The following is a 16254-nucleotide window of genomic DNA, read 5'->3' on the forward strand; positions in this document are numbered from 1 at the left end:
TGGACCTGAGCATAAGTCCACCGCATCAACCACCGCGACAATCATTCACCCCGCGTATGCGCGTGTATCGGTTCAGTCCTTGTGTTTCTTCGCACGCTTGTCGGATTTCTCGAAAGCGTCTTCGAGTGCGCGGTTGATCGTGCGCAGCACCTTGATCCGCGCCCAGCGCTTGTCATTGGCTTCGACCAGCGTCCATGGCGAGATCTCCGAGCTGGTGCGGTCGACCATATCGCCCACGGCGGCGCGATAGGCGTCCCACTTGTCGCGATTGCGCCAGTCGTCTTCGGTGATCTTGAAGCGCTTGAACGGGATCTCTTCGCGCGCCTGAAAACGCTCCATCTGCGTGTCTTTATCAATGGCCAGCCAGAACTTCACAACGATCACGCCGGCGTCAGCCAATTGCTCTTCGAAATCGTTGATCTCGCCATAGGCGCGCAGCCAGTCGGCCGGCGTGCAGAAGCCTTCGACCCGCTCGACCAAGACCCGGCCGTACCAGGAGCGGTCGAACACGGTGAACTTGCCACGCGCCGGAATGTGCCGCCAAAAACGCCACAAATACGGCTGGGCTCTTTCTTCTTCGGTCGGTGCGGCAATCGGCACGATGTTGTACTGGCGCGGATCGAGCGCCGCCGCGACCCGACGGATCGCCCCGCCCTTGCCTGCCGCGTCGTTGCCTTCGAATACCGCGATCAGTGCGTGGCGACGCATACGTTTGTCGCGCATCAACCCGGACAGGCGCGCCTGCTCGGTGATCAGTTGTTCTTCGTAGTCTTTCTTCTCCAGGCGCTGGGTCAGGTCGAGGCTGTCGAGCAGGTTCAACTGATCGACCGGCGTGCCCAGCGGCGCGGCGCTGACATCGTGGGGATGTACGTCCGGACGCTTCAGCGCATTTTGCAAACCTTCGAGGAGAATCTTGCCGACCGCCAGGCTGCGGTAGTTGGCGTCGGCGCCTTCGATCACATGCCACGGCGCGTAATCACGGCTGGTACGGCGCAGCACGCGCTCGCCGTATTTGACGAACTTGTCGTAGGTCTCCGACTGCTGCCAGTCCAGCGGGCTGATGCGCCAGCTGTGCAGCGGGTCATCGGCCAGCGCTTTGAGCCGGGCCTTCATCTGTTTCTTGGACAGGTGAAACCAGAATTTGAAGAGCAGCGCGCCTTCATCGCAGAGCATCTTTTCCAGACGCTCGGCGCCGGCAATCGCCTGATCCAGACGCGGATCCTTGAACAAGCCGTGCACCCTGCCCTGCAGCATCTGGCTGTACCAGTTGCCGAAGAAAATCCCCATGCGCCCCTTGGCCGGGAGCATCCGCCAATAGCGCCACGCCGGTGGCCGCGACAATTCCTCATCAGTCTGCTGATCGAAGGTGCGCACTTCGATCAGGCGTGGGTCCATCCACTCGTTGAGCAATTTTACCGTCTCGCCCTTGCCCGCACCCTCGATGCCGTTGATCAGAATGATCACCGGAAAACGCTTCTGCTGCTGCAATTCGAACTGGGCTTCGAGCAAGGCTTCACGCAATGCCGGGACGGCCGCCTCATAAGTGTCTTTGTCGATGGCGTGACCGATTTCAGCGGATTCAAACATAGGACGGCTCCTTCCAGGATTCAGCAAGACTAGCGGATTGGGCACAGCAGCGGCGCAGAAATTCCCGCGGGTGGCGGATTGTCCGCCAGTCTCGGCGACAAGCCTTGCCATGGATCAAGCAACGCCTGCGCGATCGGCTAGAATGGCCGCCTTGTCGTTGCCGAGCCTGCCATGAAAGCCGTATTGCCCCACGCCCAACTCGACTGGGATGACCAGGGACGCCCGCGTTCGCGGGTCTTCGATGACGTGTATTTTTCCGACAAATCAGGTCTGGATGAAACCCGTTATGTGTTCCTCGAACAAAACCGTCTGGCCGAGCGCTTTGCGGCGTTGCCGGCAAGCGGTCGGTTGGTTATTGGTGAAACCGGCTTCGGCACCGGGCTGAATTTTCTCTGTGCCTGGCAGTTGTTCGAGCAACACGCCGTCGCCGGTGCTCGGCTGCATTTTGTCAGCGTCGAAAAATACCCGCTGAGCCCGGCAGACTTGCAGCGGGCCTTGGCCTTGTGGCCGGAACTCAAGCCGCTGGCCGATCAGTTGCTGCGCCATTACGTGGCGATCCATGCCGGTTTTCAGCGCATCACTCTGGCCAACGGCCGCGTGACGCTGACGCTGTTGATCGGCGATGCACTGGAGCAACTGCCGCAGCTCGATGCGCAGATCGATGCGTGGTTTCTCGACGGCTTTGCTCCGGCGAAAAATCCCGACATGTGGACCGCCGAACTGTTCGTCGAACTGGCGCGACTGGCGGCACCCGGCTCGACCATCAGCACCTTCACCAGCACCGGTTGGGTGCGCCGCTTGCTCAACGCCGCCGGGTTCAAAATGAAACGCACGCCAGGCATCGGCCACAAGTGGGAAATCCTCCGGGGCGAGTTCCTCGGCTGGCCGGCGGAGGTGACGCCGCCGGCGCCGGAAAAACCCTGGTTCGCTCGGCCTGCACTGATCGCGGCTGAACGTAGAGCGCTGGTGATTGGCGCCGGTCTCGCCGGATGTGCTACGGCGTCCAGTCTGGCGGCTCGCGGCTGGCAGGTCACATTGCTCGAACGCCATGCAGCCGTGGCGCAAGAAGCCTCGGGCAATCCACAGGGCGTGCTGTACCTGAAACTGTCCGCCCATGGCACGGCGCTGTCGCAGCTGATTGTCAGCGGTTTCGGTTACACCCGACGCCTGCTGGAAACCCTGCAACGCGGCACCGACTGGGACGACTGCGGCGTGCTGCAACTGGCATTCAATGCCAAGGAAGCCGAGCGCCACGCGCAATTGGCGCAAGCCTTCCCGGAAGATCTGTTGCAATGGCTTGATCAGCCCGCGGCGCAGGCCCGCGCCGGTGTCGGTCTGGCCCATGGCGGCTTGTTCTACCCCGAAGGTGGCTGGGTGCATCCGCCCGCGCTCTGTCAGGCGCAAGCGGCGCAGCCAAACATCGAACTGCTCAGTCATCGCGAAGTGCTGGAAATACGCAAGGTCGATGATCAGTGGCAAGCCTTCGACGGCGAATGCCTACTCGCCAGTGCCCCCGTAGTCGTGTTGGCCGGTGCTGCCGAGATCAAGCGTTTTGCGCAAAGCGCCGAACTGCCACTCAAGCGCATTCGTGGGCAGATCACCCGTTTGGTGCAGACCGAACAGAGCCAGGGATTGGCTACAGTCGTCTGCGCTGAAGGCTACGTCGCCCCTGCACGATTGGGCGAACACACCCTCGGTGCCAGTTTCGACTTCAATAGTGATGACCTCACCCCGACCACCGCCGAACACCAGGGCAATCTGGCAATGCTTGCTGAGATCTCCGCTGATCTGGTCGCGCGCCTGACCATCAGCGAGCAGGATGTCGACAACCTTGAGGGGCGCGCCGCGTTCCGCTGCACCAGCCCGGACTACCTGCCGATCGTCGGTCCGCTGGCCGACCGCGGCGCTTTCATCCAGGCATACGCGGTATTGAGCAAGGATGCCCGGCAAGTGCCGGACATCGCCTGCCCCTGGCTCGACGGCTTATACGTCAACAGCGGTCATGGCTCGCGCGGTCTGATCACCGCGCCGCTGTCCGGCGAATTGCTCGCCGCCTGGCTGAACGATGAGCCGTTGCCCCTGCCCAGAAGCGTGGCCGAGGCCTGCCACCCCAACCGATTTGCGTTGCGTGAGTTGATACGCGGCCGATAAAACCTTACGCCTCGGGCATCACACAGATGCCCAGATCCATCAGGCGTAACGCGTCCTCGGTCAGGCGCTCGAGCACCGCTTCCTCTGCCTGCTCCCGCTCGAGTCTGATTGCCTCGGCCTGGCTGAGAAAATCGGCCGAGGTCAGGCTCTGCGCTTGTTCGTATGCTGCATTCATCCGATCCGGGAAGACTTCATTGATGCTGGCGAATTGTCGGGGGAACGTGCGCTGGAGGTAATCGCACCAGAACGGTTGACGCAGCATGAATCTCAGCCATTCGGATGACAGCTCAGCGGTGTCGACCATGTTCTTTGCCCGCTCCAGATCCGCCTGGCTCACTTTGGCCAGGACCGAAAACAGCATGTTGCGCGGTTGCCCCGGCAGGTCAAGCTGATCGGCAAGACCGATGCGAAAAGCGAGGTTGACTTCCAGTGGATCGACGGTCGGGTTCTTGCGCACGTGGTCTTGAGCGATCTGGTTCAGCTTGTCCAGCCTGAACAGGCCCCGACCGAGCTGGAGCAAAGGTCTGGCCGTGATAATGCGGCCACCCGCAAGGTTGGTCAGCTTGTCGACTTCCACCGCGACCTCGAGATGGCTGAAGTTGAGCGCCGCCGAATCTGTACAGTTTATCGGGTTGGCCGCCTGGTTCAGCACTTGCTCGCACAGGTCCGCATCGGACTCGGCGGCCTCGAGCACTGCCCACACCCGTCGGTGCATGTCGTGACTGACCTTCTCCGAATCCGCCGTGTTGCCGAGTTCGGACAACAACTGGAACAAACCCTCAGCCTTGGGCTCATCCTTGAAGGCTGTCCAGATGCGATTACGCCGCCCCCACTCGGCGCCGGCGCCTTCCTTGAACCACAGCGCACGCGCCTTCTGTTCGTCGAGACGGGCGATATCATTTTCCAGATAGCCCATACCGATGCCAACGTTGTTTCGATAATCGGCCAGGTGCGTGCTGCTTGCCAGCGACAAGGGATTACCTCGCAAGTTGACGGCGCGGCTGAAACCTCTGGAGGTCTTGAACAACCAGTCCGGCAAATCCCTGATGTTGTTATCACGCAGATCCACCCAGTCCAGAACGGGCAATCGCGCCAGGCCCTTGGGCAATTCGGTAGCCTGTGTCTCGCGCAGGGACAGCGTGCACAGATCCAGCATCTTGCTCACGTCCAGGGTCGCCCCCAACGGATTACCGTTCAGATTCAAGAGGTGCAGCGTGCGCAAGTTGCCCAACTTCGCCAGGGTGTGTTCGGTCAGCTTGATCTGGTTGCCCGCGAGGCTCAACCGGGACAGATGGGGCAGGTGCGACAATACCTCGGGCAAGCGGGTGAGTTTGTTGCTGTCGAGTTCCAGAGACTCGACTTGCTTGAATGACTTGAGGAAATAAACAAGATCGTCATCCTGGTCCATGTTCTTCAGCGACAAATGCTTTACATGGTCGAAGTTCAGCCCTGAAGGCAAAGTCGGCAATTTTCCCACACGCATCCCGTCAAGATTCAGCGCGTAGACGGATTTGCCACTTGCATCGTTCACCGTGAAAAGTCGTCGGAACCCATCCTCTATCTGCTCAGCCGTCGACTTGCGACTTTGCCGTACTTCTCGCAAATCGCCACCGAGCGCCTTCATCGCGACTCGATCCTCACTCCAGACGTCCAGTACGTCGCGCAGTTGCTCGCGTTCACGGCGCAACGCTTTTACCCGGATCGCGCGGGTCAGCGCGTCGGTGCCCAACCCATCGATGAATTCGCTGGCCTGTGCCTCGGAAAAGCGCGGATAGAGTTTTCTCACCTTGTGCAGTAGCGCCCGCGGATGAGCGGTCGCGGTCGATGCATGATCGGCTTGAATACACGCGACTTCGGCGGCCGGCGCCGCAAATTTGCCATCGGTCAATAGCCGGGCACTGGCCTCACGATCATCCAGCGCAACCTCCAGCAGTTGTTTGCGCAGCTGCGCACTGTCAGCGCTGACCGGATCGGCAAAACCGGCAGCGTTACGCTGGCGCGACGGGAGTGCCTTGAGGATGGCGGCATAGAGGTCGTCGGGACCCGCGGCCACGCGACCGAGGGATTTACCGTCGCCGGCGAACACTTCATAACCGCCACCGGACTTGACCAGCGTGCACGTATTCAACGGTGTCGCCGACTCACTGCCGATGGCCTCCAGCACTGGCCCGGTCAGGGTCTTGTCACGCAGCGCAAGACGCAGTCCCGTGTCCCAGCCACTCAATCCCTGTAGTAACCCGATAGTCAGTTTTTCGCTGTCGGCATTGGCGACCTGCGGCATGTGCAGCCCACTCAGCGCACGATCAAGACGCACCTGCGCAGTGGCGTTGCGGACTTTCTGTGCGAGGCGCAAAGGCACCCGCCCGGTCGAGCGCAAATGGATGCGCTCGACACTCGACGCCTGATCGATCAAACGCTGGGCATAGCGCGCAGGGATGTCGGCAAAGACGCTGCGCAACTTCTTCACCTCGTCAGTATCGCTTTGGTCATAACCTTGGTACATCTGCTCGAAAACCGAACGACGATCCGCTTTCAAAGCCGCACCCAGATTTCTCGCCAGCGCCTGCCTTTCGCTGTCGGCATTGGGCCTGGTCCCCAGCAACGTATCGACTTCTTCCTGATAGAGGCCATCGATCACCGTTTGAAGCAATTGACCGCTCTCCAACTGGTCCTGGCTGACAACCACACTGAGGGTGTCATCGGCAATGCGGGTGGCCGGATACCTGGCCGTGACGTTGGCGTCGTCATCGATGACCTCAATATAACGATCAGTCGGCCAGCCCGGCAGTTTCGGCAGACCGTGCAGTTGTTCCTGCAACGGCTGGCCAGAATGCGTTTCACCTTTTTCCAGCTCACGGATAAGTTGGCGCAGCTGGCGTCCGATGCGCAGCCGCTCCACGCTGTCGCGCAGCCGCACCGGCAGCGCCAGATTGTCGCTAAAGGCGCGGTATAACTCATCGTGGGTGACACCACTCAGTCGGCGCACAATGTCGATATCGCTGTCGACGAATTCACTCAGATGCGGGTCCATGCGCTTGAGGGTATAGGCCGCGCTGTTCCACTGTGCAGGATCTTCAGCGGCAAATCGCCAGCCGCCCTCGACATGTCGCTCAAGCTCGGGGACATAGGCTTGCAAGCGCTGGGGATGGGCCAGGCGCCAGCGATGGGTCTGCGTATCGATGGCCCCGGAAACGATTCGATGATCGACGCGGCCGACGATATTGCCGCTGATCTCGTATAACTCTTCGGAGTCAGCGGCCACCGTAAACCCCACAGGCAGCCGATGCTCATAGCTCGCAAGATCAGGCTTCCACAGCCGCGGTTTGCCAAGCGCATTGGTGACAGCACTGAACTGCCCGAAAAACTCCGGATGGCCACGAACCAGTTTGCGTCCAAGCGTCCCCACCACCTTCTGTCCGGCGCCAAAAGCCGCCATCAAGGCAATATTTTCCGCCACGCTCAACAGGTGAGAAAACGCCTGCTGGTGGTCGCCGCGACGCCAGTCCTCGACACCCTCGTATACCTCCGCCAACAGTTGTCCGACCGCGACGCCCATCATCAATTGCCCCACGACTGGCACAAAAAACCCGGCCACCGAGGCAATCGTCACGCCCATCTGAAGAAAATCGAGCAGGCGTTTCTGGCGCACGTCTTCATCGATGTCAGCGGTCGGCACCGCGAGTTTTCGGGCGTCGAGTTGCAGTTTGCCGACGTGGCTCTGCACCATGAATTCGAACAGTGGCACGGTGATCGGCAACTGCCTGATGTGCCCCAGATCCGCCGTATCGGCGAAGGTCTTGAAGAAGTCCGCCTTGTCATCTTCGTCGATGCTGTTGGCGAAATAGTCCTTGTAGCTTTTCACCTTCAATTGCTGCGTGAGGTACTGCTTGAACGCGGTAAAGGTTGGGTATTCATACAGGGGCCTTTCGGGCTCGTTGGCCATGTACACCAGGCACCATTGATCCGGATACAACTCGAACGAGCGAGCAGAAAACACCACCACGCCCCAGATACAGCTGTCGAGTATCTCGATGCCTTGCATGATCAACGGCCGTTGCTGGTATTGCAGGGTTTTCGCTGACACCACGCCATCAGCGGCAATCAGGCTTTGTATCGTCTGCACGCCTGCCGGTGTGATGTGTTGTCTGAGCCCGGCCAGATGCATGTCCAGTTGCAGCAGGTGTTTTTTCATCGTCGCGATGTCGCGGGTCATCGCGCTGGTCGCTACGACCTCGCCGGCACTGTCCTTGAGGCCGAACACTGCCTGGAAATGTTCCTGATAGCGCTTTCCCAGATCCAGTTCCCGACAGAACCTGGCAAACGACGCCGGGGTCAACCCAGGCACGCCTGCGGGCCTACTGGCCACGCGCACCAGGCTGCCGACGGGATAGTCGTCAGCTTCCTCGTCCTCACTGAAGTTCTGCATCGCCGCTTGCAATAACGTCTGGGTGGCATGCGGAACCGTTTCAATCGCCTCGCCATCGGTGGAAGTCGGCGGGCAACCGCAATCGGGGCCCGGCAGACTCAACAGGTCTTTCTCGACGTCGAATAGCGCTGACCACTTGCTGCTCAGCGCACGGGTCAACTCGGTTTTGCAGAACGTGTTCAAAGGCGTGAGCCGCAGCAGGTCCTTGTCGACCTGCAGTTGAGAGACGTGCAAGTCTCGCGCGGTTTGATCGAGCGCGACCAAGGTGGCGGCCGAACTCTTGAGCAGCAAGTCGGGCAGGCTCTTTTGCAATGCCTCGGCGCTGTCCAGATCGCCGGTGGCTTCGAGCAAGGCGCTGAAAATCCCGTTCTGAGTCAGCGCCGGCGCTACGGATTTTTTCTGTGTAGTGATCATCGGCAATAGTCCTTTATTGCAGGATTGAGGTTTAACCCTACCAATACAAAGTCAAATAAAACACTTTTAACTTATATTTTTCGTCCGTATCAAAACCGGCATATTTCGCCGTTGACAGTGCGGTATCCATTTATATCCGGCATTCAAAATACTGCTAAACCCGACCGGCAAACCATTGAATAATGGCGTTATTCCTGAGCAACACTTGCGCCTACCATGGAAGTTCAATTCAAGGAACGAGTTTACTGACATGCTCCCATCAGCAACGGATACACCCGTCAATATCAAACACCTGCACACTGCAAAAACAATTGAACATTACCTGTCGGAAAAACTGGCCAATGCAGATAAAAGGAAAATCACCGAGTATCGAGAAACCCTTGAACAGGCACATCCCTACCAGGTTTTTTTCGACAACTTGTTAGCCCCGCTTAAAACCCCGGAGGACTTCTGCAAGCAACGACTTCAGGAGGCATTGCAAAATAAATACAACAGTCAGCTCAATCCCCAGGACTTGATCAGGCTCCAGCCCCGGCATTCCGTGAGCAAGGCGATGCCTCTCTACACCTTGCTCGACGCTGCAATGTTGAACTTCACCGACATCGAAACAGCAGCGCATTATTTTTCCGACGATAGCGAGACACTCACTGACGCTCAAGACATACCAACCGAGGGCTCCACGAACACCAGGATTGGCGCCCGCCAATTCGCTGCATTGAGCCGCTCGCTAGATCTCGGCATGCAGTATCAAAACTACATATCGCGAACTTTCAACGTGTCTTCAGTCAAATTGAACGCTCAGCGTCTGGCAAAACTCAACATGAAGTTGGCGGCCTATAGCAAATACTTCAGCAATGACATCCATCAATCCCTGTGGTTCATGCTGAAAAACCTGAGCCGCGGATCGGCAGACATTGCCAACGGGGATAGTTTTAACAATTCACCCCTCCAGTTGTATTCGGTACAACTGTTTGGCAAGTATCTTGTAGACGCGGTTTTAATTACCTGTCGCCTGACAGATCAATCAACCCAGGACCGCTACCTGTTATATGTACCTAATGATACGGGCCCCGGTTTTTACCTCAACCCTGACGAAGACAACTGCAGAATCACCCTGGCGGTCAAGCTGCTCGGGCAATCCCCATTGCGCAAACTGTTCGCCTCCCGACTGCCCAAAACAGATCAGAATGGGTTTCTGACAAGTCACTTGTCTTCCATCTCGTTTATTGACGACATTACGTTTCAGCCGTTAAAACAGCGGTTGTTCGAATACATCGCCAGTCGGCATCTGGATACATTTCTCGCCGATGCCAGGCAGTGCGCCGTTCCCGTAGCGGACATCAGCAGCTCAAACCATCAACAGCGGCGAGAGCCCCCTGAGCTTCAACAACGCCGAATGCTCTGCGAATCACTGACTGACGATTTCAGCAAGCGTCTGCGCACCTGCGCAACGGATGCGCTTATAAGCGAAGTGTTTAGTGGCGTAGAAGGCTGGACGTCCGCTGAAAAGTTGCATGCGATCCATCAACTGTTGGATCTCAAGGAAAAGTCATCCTTGGCCGGTGATGTTGAGCCAACAGCAGCCTTATAACTTATCGTTCTAAAACTCCATTTCCCGAGGCGGGTCAGTTTCTGAGTACCCGCCATTTTGGCGAGGTAGCGTTTGACCCCTCCCCAACGGAAAAACCGGTAAGGACTTTATGTGCGGATTAGCTGGCGAGTTACGTTTTGATCAACAACCTGCAGACCTTGCAGCGATCGAGAGAATCACCCATCACCTGGCCCCTCGCGGCCCCGACGCGTGGGGCTTCCATGCCCAAGGGCCGATTGCCCTGGGTCATCGTCGCCTGAAAATCATGGACCTGTCGGATGGCTCGGCGCAGCCGATGATCGACAGCCAACTGGGCCTGTCGCTGGCCTTCAACGGCGCGATCTACAACTTCCCGGAACTGCGTACCGAACTCGAAGCGCTGGGCTACGCGTTCTATTCCGGTGGCGACACCGAGGTGCTGCTCAAGGGCTACCACGCCTGGGGCGAAGCGCTGCTGCCGAAACTCAACGGCATGTTCGCGTTTGCCATTTGGGAACGCGACGCGCAACGTCTGTTCATCGCCCGCGACCGTCTCGGCGTGAAGCCGTTGTACCTGTCGCGCACCGGCCAACGCTTGCGCTTTGCCTCGGCATTGCCAGCACTGCTCAAGGGCGGTGACATCAACCCGATCCTTGATCCGGTGGCGCTCAATCATTACCTGAATTTCCATGCCGTGGTCCCGGCGCCGCGCACCCTGCTGGCCGGCATCGAAAAACTGCCACCGGCGACATGGATGCGCGTTGAAGCCGATGGCACCACCGAGCAGAAAACCTGGTGGACCCTGCCCTACGGCCCGCACGAAGACGAGAAAAACCTGAAGCTGGAAGACTGGGTCGACCGCGTCCTCGACAGCACTCGCGAAGCGGTGGCGATTCGTCAACGTGCGGCGGTGGATGTCGGCGTACTGCTCTCCGGCGGCGTCGATTCGAGCATGCTCGTCGGCCTGTTGCGTGAAGTCGGTGTGGAAAACCTGTCGACCTTTTCCATCGGTTTCCAGGATGCCGGCGGTGAGCGCGGTGACGAGTTTCAGTATTCCGATCTGATCGCCAAACACTACGGCACGCAGCACCATCAGTTGCGCATCGACGAGAAAGAGATCATCGAGCAACTGCCCGCCGCATTCCGTGCGATGAGCGAACCGATGGTCAGCCATGACTGCATCGCTTTCTATCTGCTTTCCCGTGAAGTGGCCAAACACTGCAAGGTTGTGCAGAGCGGCCAGGGCGCTGATGAGCTGTTCGCCGGTTATCACTGGTACCCGCAAGTCGACGGCGCGGCCGATCCTTACGCGGCCTATCGCAACGCGTTTTTCGACCGCAGCTACGACGACTACGCCGCCACCGTGCAGCCGAAATGGCTGACCGCGCATGACGCTGCCGGCGACTTCGTCAAAGAACATTTCGCCCAGCCCGGCGCAGATGCTGCCGTCGACAAAGCTCTGCGTCTGGACAGCACGGTGATGCTGGTCGATGACCCGGTCAAACGTGTCGACAACATGACCATGGCCTGGGGCCTGGAGGCGCGCACGCCGTTTCTCGACTATCGACTGGTTGAACTCTCGGCGCGTGTGCCGGGCCAGTTCAAGCTGCCGGATGGCGGTAAACAAGTGCTCAAAGAAGCTGCACGCCGAGTCATCCCAAGTGAAGTAATCGACCGCAAAAAAGGCTACTTCCCGGTGCCCGGTCTCAAGCACTTGCAGGGCGATACGCTGAACTGGGTGCGCGAACTGCTGCTTGATCCGAGTCAGGATCGCGGTCTGTTCAACCCGGCCATGCTCGACAAATTGCTGACCGACCCGCAAGGCCAACTGACGCCTTTGCGCGGCTCGAAGCTGTGGCAACTGGCAGCTCTGAACCTGTGGCTCAGTGAACAAGGAATCTGATCGATGAAACCCCACGCCACGGCCATCAACCAACGGCTGCTACGCGGTCAGACACCGTCCTATGAACGCTTGCAGGCGCGTCTGGCCGAAGACGGCAGCACGCTGGCCGCCGACCCGATTGCGCTGCATTGCGGCTGGGGCCGCTTGCTCATCGGCCACACGTTTCCCGACCCGGCATCGCTGGCGCAGGAACTGCTCAAAGAGCAGCCCGGCGAACGCGACATCGCCTTGTACGTCGCCGCGCCGCAGCAGATTCTCGGACTTGAGCCGACGCAATTGTTCCTTGACCCATCCGACACCTTGCGCCTGTGGTTCAGCGATTACCGTCAGGCCACACGGGTGTTTCGCGGCTTTCGTATCCGCCGCGCACAGAGTGAAGCGGACTGGCAGGCGATCAATCAGTTGTATCAGGCGCGCGGCATGTTGCCGATCGATGCCACGCGATTGACTCCGCATCATCAGGGCGGCCCGGTGTACTGGCTGGCCGAGGACGAAGACAGCGGCGCGGTGATCGGCAGCGTCATGGGCCTGAACCATCAAAAAGCCTTCAACGACCCGGAAAACGGCAGCAGCCTGTGGTGCCTCGCGGTTGATCCGCAGTGCTCCCGACCGGGTGTCGGTGAGGTATTGGTGCGGCACCTGATCGAGCACTTCATGAGTCGCGGTTTGAGCTATCTGGATCTGTCGGTGTTGCACGACAATCGTCAGGCGAAAAACCTCTACGCCAAGCTCGGTTTTCGCAATCTGTCGACCTTCGCCATCAAACGCAAGAACGGCATCAATCAGCCGCTGTTTCTCGGCCCCGGCCCGGAGGCGCAGTTCAATCCGTATGCGCGGATCATCGTTGAAGAAGCCCATCGGCGCGGGATTGACGTGCAAGTGGATGACGCTGATGCCGGGCTGTTCACCCTCAGCCATGGCGGGCGCCGGGTGCGTTGCCGCGAATCGCTGAGCGACCTGACCAGCGCGATCAGCATGAGTTTGTGTCAGGACAAAAGCCTCACGCACAAAGTGCTGAAAGGTGCCGGGTTGAACCTGCCCTCGCAGCAATTGGCCGGCAATGCCGACGACAACCTGGCCTTTCTTGATGAGCATCAACGGGTGGTGGTCAAGCCGCTCGACGGTGAACAGGGCCAAGGCGTGGCCGTGGATTTGCAAAGCATCGAAGAGGTGCAGCAAGCCATCGAAACGGCGAAGCAATTTGATAGCCGCGTGCTGCTCGAAAGTTTCCATGAAGGGCTTGATCTGCGGATTCTGGTGATCGGTTTTGAAGTGGTGGCAGCGGCGATTCGCAAGCCGGCGGAAGTGGTTGGCGATGGTCAGCATTCGATCGGCGCATTGATCGAGGCGCAGAGCCGTCGGCGGCAAGCGGCCACCAGCGGCGAAAGCAAGATCCCGCTGGACCACGAGACCCAGCGCACCCTGCATGCGGCGGGTTATGACTACAGCAGCATCCTGCCGGCCGGTGAACATTTGTTTGTGCGGCGCACGGCGAATCTGCACACCGGCGGCACTCTGGAAGATGTCACGGCGATTCTGCATCCGACGCTGGTCGATGCCGCGGTGCGGGCGGCGCGGGCGCTGGATATTCCGATGGTTGGCCTCGACTTGATGGTGCCAGCGGCGGATCAGCCTGAGTACGTGTTTATCGAGGCCAACGAACGTGCCGGGTTGGCCAATCATGAACCGCAGCCGACGGCGGAGCGGTTTGTCGACTTGTTGTTTCCGCACAGTCAGCCGGCGATTTAACCCTTTCCTGATCGTTCCCACGCTCTGCGTGGGAACGCCTCACCGGACGCTCCGCGTCCACTCTTGGGACGCAGAGCGTCCCCGGCTGCATTCCCACGCAGAGCGTGGGAACGATCAGTGCTCAACCCATCAGGAGTTTCCATGACCACGCAAATCCCCGAACCGGATCTCAACTACCTGCAAAAAGTCCTGCTGGAAATGCTCGCCATTCCCAGCCCCACCGGCTTCACCGACACCATCGTGCGTTACGTCGCCGAGCGTCTGGAAGAACTTGGCATTCCCTTCGAAATGACCCGGCGCGGGACCATTCGCGCCACGCTCAAAGGCAAGAAAAACAGCCCCGACCGCGCCGTTTCCGCGCACCTGGACACGATCGGCGCCGCCGTTCGTGCGATCAAGGACAACGGGCGCCTGACCCTCGCCCCGGTCGGCTGCTGGTCGAGCCGTTTTGCCGAGGGCAGCCGCGTCAGCCTGTTTACCGACAACGGTGTGATTCGCGGCAGTGTCTTGCCGCTGATGGCCTCCGGGCACGCGTTCAACACTGCCGTCGATGAAATGCCGATCAGTTGGGACCACGTCGAACTGCGCCTGGACGCCTATTGCGCGACCAAGGCCGATTGCGATTCCCTGGGTATCAGCATCGGCGACGTGGTCGCGTTCGATCCGCTGCCGGAGTTCACCGAAAGCGGCCACATCAGCGCCCGTCACCTCGATGACAAGGCCGGGGTTGCGGCACTGCTCGCGGCACTTAAAGCCATCGTCGACAGCGGTCAGGAACTGATGATCGACTGCCATCCGCTGTTCACCATCACCGAGGAAACCGGCAGCGGCGCGGCGGCGGCATTGCCTTGGGACGTCAGTGAATTTGTCGGCATCGACATCGCGCCGGTCGCACCGGGGCAGCATTCCAGCGAACACGCGGTGAGTGTGGCGATGCAGGATTCCGGCGGCCCGTATGACTATCACCTGTCGCGACATTTGCTGCGTCTGGCCGGTGAAAACGAACTGCCGGTGCGCCGTGACCTGTTCCGCTATTACTTCAGCGATGCGCATTCAGCGGTGACGGCGGGCCACGATATCCGCACGGCCCTGCTGGCTTTTGGTTGTGATGCGACCCATGGTTATGAGCGTACGCACATCGACAGCCTGGCGGCACTCAGTCGCTTGCTCGGCGCTTATATTCTGAGCCCGCCGGTGTTTGCCAGCGATGCGGCGCCGGCCAATGCTTCGCTGGATCGCTTCAGTCATCAGATTGAACATGACACGCAGATGGAGAGCGATACGCGGGTGCCGTCGGTGGACAGTCTGGTGGGGCAGCGTTCCGACAGTTAAATCTTTGTTGGCAGAACCATCGCCTTCGCGAGCAGGTCGAATCGTCGCACCGTCGCTCCCACATTTGGAATGCGTTCCCCTGTAGGAGTGAGCCTGCTCGCGATGGCGTCAGTACAGGCAACACAAAACTGGCAGCCAACCAGCAATCGCCGTAGCATCCCGCCATTGATTCAGCCGAGGTGCCCATGCTCATTCCCTACGACGCTCTTGAAGTCGACACCCTCACCCGCCTCATCGAAGATTTCGTCACCCGCGACGGCACTGACAATGGCGATGACACGCCGCTGGAAACCCGTGTGCTGCGCGTACGTCAGGCACTGACCAAAGGCCAGGCGCTGATCGTCTTCGACCCGGAAAGCGAGCAGTGCCAGTTGATGCTCAAGCACGATGTGCCCAAGCATCTGTTCGACTGAAAATCCTCAGCGGAGCTTTTCGGTGGCCTGCTTGCGCTTGATCCGGTCATAGACCTCTGCGCGATGCACATTGACCTTCTGTGGCGCCTCGACGCCAAAACGCACGCTAGAACCGTTCACTGACAGAACGCGCAAGGTGATGTCGTCACCGATTGAAATCAACTCACCAACGACACGGCTGAGTACAAGCATGAGATTCGTCCTTCAGGGTTAGCGAACCCTGAAGATGCGCGGCTTACGGCAGCTCTACAATGCACGGCGAACAAATCAGTTTTGCCTTACACCCATACTCGCATCGAGCCGTCAGACGTTTCCGACAAATAGCCGTCAGGCCGCCGAAAAGCGCGGCCCGAACAGAATCACGCTGGCGCCGATTACGCACAACGCCACGCCGATCCAGTCAGATCCCAATGGGCGTACCCGCTCGACTACCATCAGCCAGCCAATCGACGCAACGATGTAGATCCCGCCATAAGCGGCGTAGGCACGACCGGCATAGTTGGCTTCAACACGGGTCAACAACAGTGCGAACAGGGTCAGGCTGAGCAGTGCAGGAATCACCCACAACGCACTTTTACCCTGACGCAGCCACATGAAGAAGGCGAAACAACCGGCGATTTCAAACAGCGCCGCGAGGAAAAACCACAAGTAATTGAGCATTGACGCGTCTCGACAGGGTGACCATTGCGGCCACCCTAACGACGCCGCC

10 protein-coding genes are annotated in these 16254 nt (G+C 59.3%); 6 read left to right on the plus strand and 4 right to left on the minus strand.

The features are described from left to right. Positions 1–72: 72 nt before the first annotated feature. Positions 73–1587, minus strand: a complete 1515-nt coding sequence (gene pap, locus HU718_RS22040) for a polyphosphate:AMP phosphotransferase (protein ID WP_186613803.1) — start codon at positions 1585–1587, stop codon at positions 73–75. A 171-nt stretch (positions 1588–1758) separates the two neighbouring features. On the opposite strand from pap, the gene mnmC reads away from it, so the two are divergent. Further along, positions 1759–3738 (plus strand): bifunctional tRNA (5-methylaminomethyl-2-thiouridine)(34)-methyltransferase MnmC2/FAD-dependent 5-carboxymethylaminomethyl-2-thiouridine(34) oxidoreductase MnmC1, encoded by a 1980-nt coding sequence (gene mnmC, locus HU718_RS22045; RefSeq protein WP_186613801.1) that lies wholly within the window; start codon positions 1759–1761, stop codon positions 3736–3738. A 4-nt stretch (positions 3739–3742) separates the two neighbouring features. Here mnmC and HU718_RS22050 read toward each other — a convergent pair whose 3' ends face one another. Beyond that, a complete protein-coding gene (locus HU718_RS22050; protein WP_186613799.1) occupies positions 3743–8578 on the minus strand; it encodes an NEL-type E3 ubiquitin ligase domain-containing protein in 4836 nt (1611 codons plus the stop codon). A 250-nt stretch (positions 8579–8828) separates the two neighbouring features. Here HU718_RS22050 and HU718_RS22055 point away from each other — a divergent pair, with 250 nt between their 5' ends. From HU718_RS22055 to HU718_RS22075, 5 genes are all read left to right on the plus strand, one after another. Further along, entirely contained in the window at positions 8829–10169 is a 1341-nt protein-coding gene (locus HU718_RS22055) for a dermonecrotic toxin domain-containing protein (RefSeq protein ID WP_186613797.1), read from the plus strand. Positions 10170–10278: 109 nt separating this feature from the next. Further along, complete coding sequence (locus tag HU718_RS22060; RefSeq protein ID WP_186613794.1) at positions 10279–12051, plus strand: N-acetylglutaminylglutamine amidotransferase; 1773 nt, start codon at positions 10279–10281, stop codon at positions 12049–12051. A gap of 3 nt (positions 12052–12054) precedes the next feature. Further along, entirely contained in the window at positions 12055–13800 is a 1746-nt protein-coding gene (ngg, locus tag HU718_RS22065) for an N-acetylglutaminylglutamine synthetase (protein WP_150706509.1), read from the plus strand. Between the two features lie 141 nt (positions 13801–13941). Next, complete coding sequence (locus HU718_RS22070) at positions 13942–15132, plus strand: osmoprotectant NAGGN system M42 family peptidase (protein WP_077574040.1); 1191 nt, start codon at positions 13942–13944, stop codon at positions 15130–15132. Positions 15133–15317: 185 nt separating this feature from the next. Beyond that, positions 15318–15545 carry a YheU family protein gene (locus HU718_RS22075; protein ID WP_003192759.1) on the plus strand — a complete coding sequence of 76 codons (228 nt, stop codon included), beginning with the start codon at positions 15318–15320 and terminating at the stop codon, positions 15543–15545. 6 nt (positions 15546–15551) lie between these two features. Here the strand turns inward: HU718_RS22075 and csrA are convergent, their stop codons facing one another. Both csrA and HU718_RS22085 read right to left on the minus strand, forming a co-directional pair. Beyond that, positions 15552–15737, minus strand: coding sequence for a carbon storage regulator CsrA (csrA, locus tag HU718_RS22080; protein ID WP_095120541.1), 186 nt, complete (start codon positions 15735–15737; stop codon positions 15552–15554). 135 nt (positions 15738–15872) lie between these two features. After that, positions 15873–16205, minus strand: a complete 333-nt coding sequence (locus HU718_RS22085) for a YnfA family protein (RefSeq protein WP_008088571.1) — start codon at positions 16203–16205, stop codon at positions 15873–15875. Positions 16206–16254: the final 49 nt, after the last annotated feature.

Origin of the sequence: Pseudomonas tensinigenes, assembly GCF_014268445.2 — a bacterium.
Classification (GTDB): domain Bacteria; phylum Pseudomonadota; class Gammaproteobacteria; order Pseudomonadales; family Pseudomonadaceae; genus Aquipseudomonas; species Aquipseudomonas tensinigenes.